The organism is Nocardiopsis salina YIM 90010 (assembly GCF_000341025.1).
Taxonomy (GTDB): Bacteria; Actinomycetota; Actinomycetes; order Streptosporangiales; family Streptosporangiaceae; genus Nocardiopsis; species Nocardiopsis salina.
Map to the genome: position 1 here is coordinate 1 of NZ_ANBF01000008.1, position 6651 is coordinate 6651.

Sequence of the window (6651 nt, forward strand, 5' to 3'; positions counted from 1 at the left end):
CAGGCCGCCAAACTCACCGTCGCCGGCCTGACCACCATCGACCACCTCGCCACCGCCGGCCCCGACCAACGCCCCCACACCCTGCCCGAAGCCACCTACGACCAACTACGCGCCCAAGCCGCACTCCAGGTCGAACAGGACCTCACCCGCACCCCCGCCAACCCCCAGGGCACCGTCACCGCCCACGTGCACGCCCCCGACCACCTGGCCGCCCTGCCCGCCCCCAGCCCCGGCGACCTCTTCTTCGACATGGAGGGCTACCCCTACCACGACGAAACCGACCAACGCGGCCTCGAATACCTCTTCGGCGCCACCACCGAGGACCAAGGCACCGAAACCTTCCACACCTTCTGGGCCCACGACCGCACCCAGGAACAACGCGCCCTCGAAGACTTCGTCGACTTCGCCACCGCCCGCATCGACGCCGACCCCGGCGCGCACATCTACCACTACGCCTCCTACGAGGCCGACCGGCTCAAACACCTCAGCTCCGCCTTCGCCACCCGCGAAGAAGCCGTCGACCGCCTCCTGCGCGAGAACCGCCTCGTCGACCTCTACACCGTGGTCCGCAAAAGCCTGCGCGTGTCCCAGCGCTCCTACTCCATCAAGGCCCTCGAACCCCTCTACCTGCCCACCACCCGCGGCGGACAGGTCACCACCGCCACCTCCAGCATCGACGCCTACAACGCCCACCTGCGCGCCCACGCCCAGGGCGAGCACGAAGGCGCCCAGCAGATCCTCGACGACATCGCCGCCTACAACCGCGACGACTGCCACTCCACCGCCCGCCTGCGCGACTGGCTCCNGCGCGACCAGCACGGCATCACCGACCGCCCCCTGGTCCAACTCGAACTCACCGAAGAAGAGGCCGAACGCGCCCACAAACGCGCCGAAGCCCAACAGCGCCTGGCCGCCATCACCGAGCCCCTCAACGAACACCTGCCCGCTACCCCCGAGAAGCGCACCCCCACCGACCAGGCCCGCGCCACCCTGGCCGCCCTGGTCGGCTACTACCAGCGCGAAGCCCAACCGCCCTGGCGCGAACACTTCCGCCGCACCCAGGCCCCCCTGAGCGAACTCGAGACCGACACCGACTGCGCCGTACCCCACCGCGTCCGCGCAGGGGAGTGGATCGAACCCACCGGACGGCAGAAGAAGGCCCGCCGCGAGCTGCGCATGGACCTGGACCCCACCCGCCCCCACCCCTTCACCACCGGCCAGAGCGTCCACCTGCTCACACCCACCCGCCCCGGACAGGAACCGGCCACCACCACCGCCACCGTCACCCAGGCCGCCACCGACCACCTGATCATCACCCAGACCGCCGAGCCCGACGACACACCCCGCACCCGCCCCGTCGCCGTGCTGCCCGGCGCCCCCGTACGCGCCCAACCCAAGGACGGCGCCCTGGAACAACAGGCCACCACCACCGTCAAGGCCCTGCCCCACTGGCCCCACAACGCCGGCACCGACATCCTGCGCGCCCACCCTCCGCGCCTGTGCCCACCCGGACCCCTGCCCACCACCGACGACCACGACGGCGACCCCATCGCCACCGTCCTGGCCGCCACCGACCGCCTCGACCACTCCTACCTGGCCGTGCAGGGCCCACCCGGAGCCGGAAAAACCTACCTGGCCGCCCAACTCATCAACCACCTCATCGACCAGGGCCGCTCCGTGGGCGTGTGCTCCACCGGCCACAAAGCCGTCGAGAACGTCATGCACGCCGCCCTGGCCACCGCCCACAACCGCGGCACCACCATCCACGCCGCCAAACGCCCCAAATCCCGCACCGAACACACCGACCACCCCTGGGAAGAACCCACCACACCCCAAGCCATGGCCACCTGGCGCCGACGCCGCCAAGAACAACACGAGCCCCACCTCATCGGCGGCACCGCCTGGGCCATGACCAACGCCACCATGGTCGCCGACCCCCTGGACGTGCTCATCATCGACGAGGCCGGACAGTTCGCCCTGGCCGACACCCTCGCCGTGGCCACCGCCGCCCACAACATCGTCCTGCTCGGCGATCCGCGCCAACTCCCACAGGTCGTCCAAGGCACCCACGGCGAAGGCGCCGACGCCTCGGCCCTGCAACACCTCATGGGCACCGACACCGTCATCGACCCCACCCGCGGCTACTTCCTGGACACCTCACGGCGCATGCACCCCACTGTGTGCTCAGCCATCTCCCGCCTGTCCTACGACGGCCGCCTGCACGCCCACCCCACCACCGCCCAACGCACCCTGTCCCCACTCCAACCCGGCGTCTACGCCCACCCCGTCACCCACACCGACCGCACCACCCACAGCCCCGAAGAGACCGACGCCGTCCTGGCCATCGCCCACACCCTGCTCGACCAACACCTGCTCCCGGAGAACACACCCCTGACCGGCACCGACATCCTCGTCGTGGCCCCCTACAACCTCCAAGTACGCGCCCTGCGCCGCGCCCTGGACCAGGCGAGCGAGCACACACCCGAACTCGCCCGCATCCGCGTGGGCACCGTCGACCGCTTCCAAGGCCAAGAAGCCGCCGCCGTCATCTGCTCCATGACCACCTCCGACGCCGCCCAGACCAGCCGCGGCCCCGGCTTCGTCCTGGACCGCAACCGCCTCAACGTCGCCCTCTCCCGAGCCCAACGCACCGCGGTGATCACCTACGCCCCCGCCCTGCGCACCACCGCGCCCCGCACCGTCGACGAACTGCGCCTGCTGGCCGCCTTCACCGGACTCGTCGACACCGCCCGCCCCTGGCCCGGCTGACCCGACCCCGGACGGTTTCGGGCACCGACCCGTGTGGAGTACGTTGGTCACCAGGCGCGCCACCGGCCCCACCAGCACCGGGGCACAGCGTGCGCCGGCGCCCCGTGCACCCGCCGGCCCCGCCCGCGGGGCAGGCACCAGGGCGCCCCACATCCTGGCCGCCCGGCCCGCCACCTGTGACCCGAAAGGCACCACGGCCCCCGTGTCTGACCGTCCCACCACCAACGGCGGTGGCCACAACACCCGCCACCCCACCGGAATCCGCGTCGCCTTGACCGTCCTGGCCGCCCTCGCCCTGATCCTGGGCCCCTTCGGCTACCTCATGGGCCTGGACGCAGACTCCCACGCCGGCTCGGCCGCCGAATGGTTCACCCTCGCCTTCGGCGCCGCCGTCGGACTGCCCTTCCTCGGAGCAGCCGTGGCCACCGTCGCCGGCGACCGCAAGGCCGCCCTGTGGTGCCTGACCCTGCTGGCCTGGCCCGTGGTGTTCGTGTCGGCCATCCACCTGCTCTCCCTGGGCGGGTAGGCTCCCGGGCGTGTCACCCAAGAAGCGCAAGCGCACCAAGCCCGACCCGCCCGCAGAACAGCCCCAGACCACCGATGGGGCCGAAACAGCGAACGAGACCACCCCAACCACCACCAAGGCCAAGAACGGGCGCCCCCACCGCGAACCCGTCCGCGTACCCGACCCGCCCGACCGGCGCATCACCGCCCTGTGGGTGGGCCTGGCCCTGCTCTGGGCCCTGGGCACACCCCTGGCCCTGGCCAACCTGCTCTTCACCTTCATGGACCTGCAGGAAGCCGCCCTGGCCGCCGAACAGGACCCGGCCGCCGGAGAACTGACCACCGTGCCCGGCGAACACCTGTCCAACCTGGGCACCGCACTGATCTGGGTCCTGATCCTGGCCCTGGCCGTACCGCTTCTCGCCGCGATCCTGGCCGCCTGCCTGCGCCACAAGATCGCCTTCTTCGGCTTCACCGCCGCCCTGGCCGCCACCGCCCTGCCCCTGTTCCTGCTCATGCCACCGGCCGAACTCTTCGAAGCCCTGCGCACACACTTCACCGGCCCCTGACACACCGCGGCGGAAAGACACACCCGTGCACCACGGCCCCCAGGACGACCACCACGACCACCTGCCCGCCCCGGTCCAACACCGCCTGGACCGGGCCGCCCGCAACGTCCTGGTCGACCCCGCCGCCCTGGCCGCCGTGCGCGAGCGCTTCGACACCGAACAGGCCCAGACCCTGGGCCACTACCTCGCCCGCGCCCAGTCACCCAACACCCTGCGCGCCTACCGCACCGACTGGAGCCACTTCACCGCCTGGTGCCTGACCGAACACCGCCAGAGCCTGCCCGCCGAACCCGTCGACGTGGCCGTCTACCTGGCCGCCTGCGCCCACACCCGCACCACCACCGGAGACTGGGCCCTGGCCACCTCCACCCTCGAACGCCGCGCCGCCGCCATCGCCGCCGTCCACGCCGCCCAGGGCCTGGACTCACCCACCCGCGCCGACGTCGTACGCACCACCCTGCGCGGGATCCGCCGCACCCGCCGCACCCGCCCCCACCGCAAAGATCCCCTGATCCTGACCACCCTGGAACACCTGCTCACCGCACGCCCCGACGAGGGATGGCCCGGGGGAGTGGCCCGCAGACGCGACGCGATGCTGCTGCTGACCGGGTTCGCCGGAGCCCTGCGCCGCAGCGAACTGGCCGCCCTGCGCATCGGCGACCTGCACCTGCGCACCCACCCCACCGGCACCCACCCCACCCTGACCATCGCCCTGGGCGCCACCAAGACCGACCAGGAAGGGCGCCGCTTCGACCAGATCGCCCTGCCGCGCGGACGCCACCGCCACACCTGCTGCCTGTGCGCCTACGCCGACTGGGCCCACATACTCGAACTGCACCACACCCTCGGCCACCAAGGCCTGCGCCACCACCTCGAACAGACCCCGCCCACACCACCCCAGACCACCCACCGGTGCCAGGACCTGCTCACCCACCCACCCCAACTGCCCCAGAGCGCACCCCTGCTGCCCACCGTCGACCGCCACGGACGCATCGCAGAGCGCCCCATGTCCGGACGCGCCGTGGGCGATCTCGTCAAACGCTACGCAGCCCGCGCAGGCCTGAACCCCGACGACTTCGGCGGCCACTCCCTACGCGCAGGCTTTGCCACCCAAGCCGCCCTGGGCGGGGCCGCCGACCGCGAGATCATGCGCCAAGGCCGCTGGACCAACCCCCGCACCGTCCACGACTACATCCGCACCGCCGACCCCCTCGACGACAACGCCGTCACACGCCTGGGCCTGTAAGCAGACCGCAGACCCGACAACCATCTCAGATCACCAACAAACCCACACGCACCACCCGAAACAGCACCACACCGTGCAAACCTGCATCCACGACACACTATTTTGGTGACGTGAGAAAGGGGACGGCACGCATGGTCGAAACGTTTCGCAACGCCTTCCAAGAACTCATCGACGCCTCCGTGGCCACCGACCCCCACCACTTCCCACCCGCCCTCCACCGCGTCCACACCCACGCCCCCCACGTGCCGGCCACCGAACGCGAACTCGCCCTCGAAGCCCTCGCCGACCTGCTGGCCACCGGACACCTGAGCCCCGGCATCACCGCCGACCTGTGCGTCCTGGCCGGCGCCCTCGTCGAAACGGGCACCGACCCCGGCCCCACCGCACCCACCACCCTGCACCTGCTCCACACCGTCGGCCAAGGCGCCCTCACCTTCACCCACACCTGGACCCGCACCCAACCCGACCCCCCACCCGCCCCCGAACACGTCACCTCCCACACCGAAAAACGCCTCACCCCCCACCTGGACCCGACCACCGCACCCGCCGCCACCCTCGCCTGGTGGACCATCGAACGCCACGCACTGGCCGCCCACACCATGCTCGGCGAACCCACCGTCCGCGCCCACCTGCGCCGCCACCCCACCCTGCACGCCCAGCTCATGGCGCTGACCAACCAACTCAGCCCCCACCTGGGCATCTTCGAGGACCTGCGCGCCCTGCTGCGCATGAGCGAAGCCACCTCCGCCCTGGTCCTGCACCGCACCACCGGCCGCGCCTTCCGCGTCCTCTACGACGGCATCGGCGACAACTTCCAACTCCACACCCTGCTCGCCGACGCCCTCATCGGCCCCCCAGGCCAGAACCTGCAGGGCCGGGCCCCCGACCCCCGGTGGGTGAGCGCATTCCGCGACGGGCCCACCGACCCGGCCGCCCAGACCGTGCGCGGCTGGTGGAACCTCATCGCCCACGACGGCACCTGGGTCTGGAACGAGGGCGTGCCCGCCGAGATCCCCACCGTCGAGGGCGAACGGATCCTGGTCCTGGACCCCCAGCCCTACCCCCGCTCCTGGATGGCCCGGCGCCGCCACCGCCACGTCTTCGGCTGGCTGGTGGTGGAGGGCGAACTCACCCCGGCCGAGGCCCAGCTGTGGTGGCAGCACATCGCCCCCGCCCAGGAGGCGCTGGCCCACACCCACCAGGAGCACCCAGACACCGACCTGCCGCCGCTGCCCGAACCGGTGACCGCCGCCGACCTGCACCAGAGCACCCGCCGCGACCAGCCCGGCGGGCCCACACCCCCCGCGCAGGAAACGGCCGGACCCGCACCCGAGACAGAACCCCAACCCCAAGAGAACCCCGAGCCCGATCAGGACCAAGTCCCGCACGGGTCTCAGGACGCCCAACAGCCACCCGAACACCCCGACCCGACCCCAACCCCGCCCGAGCCGGAACCAGATCCCCAGAACAGCCCCCAGTACGAGCCCGGCCAGGGCCGGCGGCGAGCCCACCCCGGGTTGGGCCTGCCGCCCCTGCCCCCGGAAGTCTCCCGCAACGGCTCCC

At 71.8% G+C, this 6651-nt stretch carries 5 protein-coding genes; all 5 read left to right on the forward strand.

Translation table 11 applies throughout. From position 1 onward, the window contains the following. Nucleotides 1–2769, forward strand: a 2769-nt coding sequence (locus D474_RS0100915; protein ID WP_017611721.1) for a TM0106 family RecB-like putative nuclease, incomplete at its 5' end; no start/stop codon positions are given. A 202-nt stretch (nucleotides 2770–2971) separates the two neighbouring features. Continuing rightward, nucleotides 2972–3295 carry a hypothetical protein gene (locus D474_RS0100920; RefSeq protein WP_026118058.1) on the forward strand — a complete coding sequence of 108 codons (324 nt, stop codon included), beginning with the start codon at nucleotides 2972–2974 and terminating at the stop codon, nucleotides 3293–3295. A 10-nt stretch (nucleotides 3296–3305) separates the two neighbouring features. Continuing rightward, nucleotides 3306–3842: a hypothetical protein gene (locus D474_RS0100925; RefSeq protein ID WP_017611723.1), complete on the forward strand. Its 537-nt coding sequence runs from the start codon at nucleotides 3306–3308 to the stop codon at nucleotides 3840–3842. A 25-nt stretch (nucleotides 3843–3867) separates the two neighbouring features. Then, complete coding sequence (locus D474_RS0100930; protein WP_017611724.1) at nucleotides 3868–5088, forward strand: site-specific integrase; 1221 nt, start codon at nucleotides 3868–3870, stop codon at nucleotides 5086–5088. Between the two features lie 131 nt (nucleotides 5089–5219). Continuing rightward, the coding region (locus D474_RS0100935) for a hypothetical protein (RefSeq protein ID WP_017611725.1) at nucleotides 5220–6651 on the forward strand (1432 nt) is incomplete at its 3' end.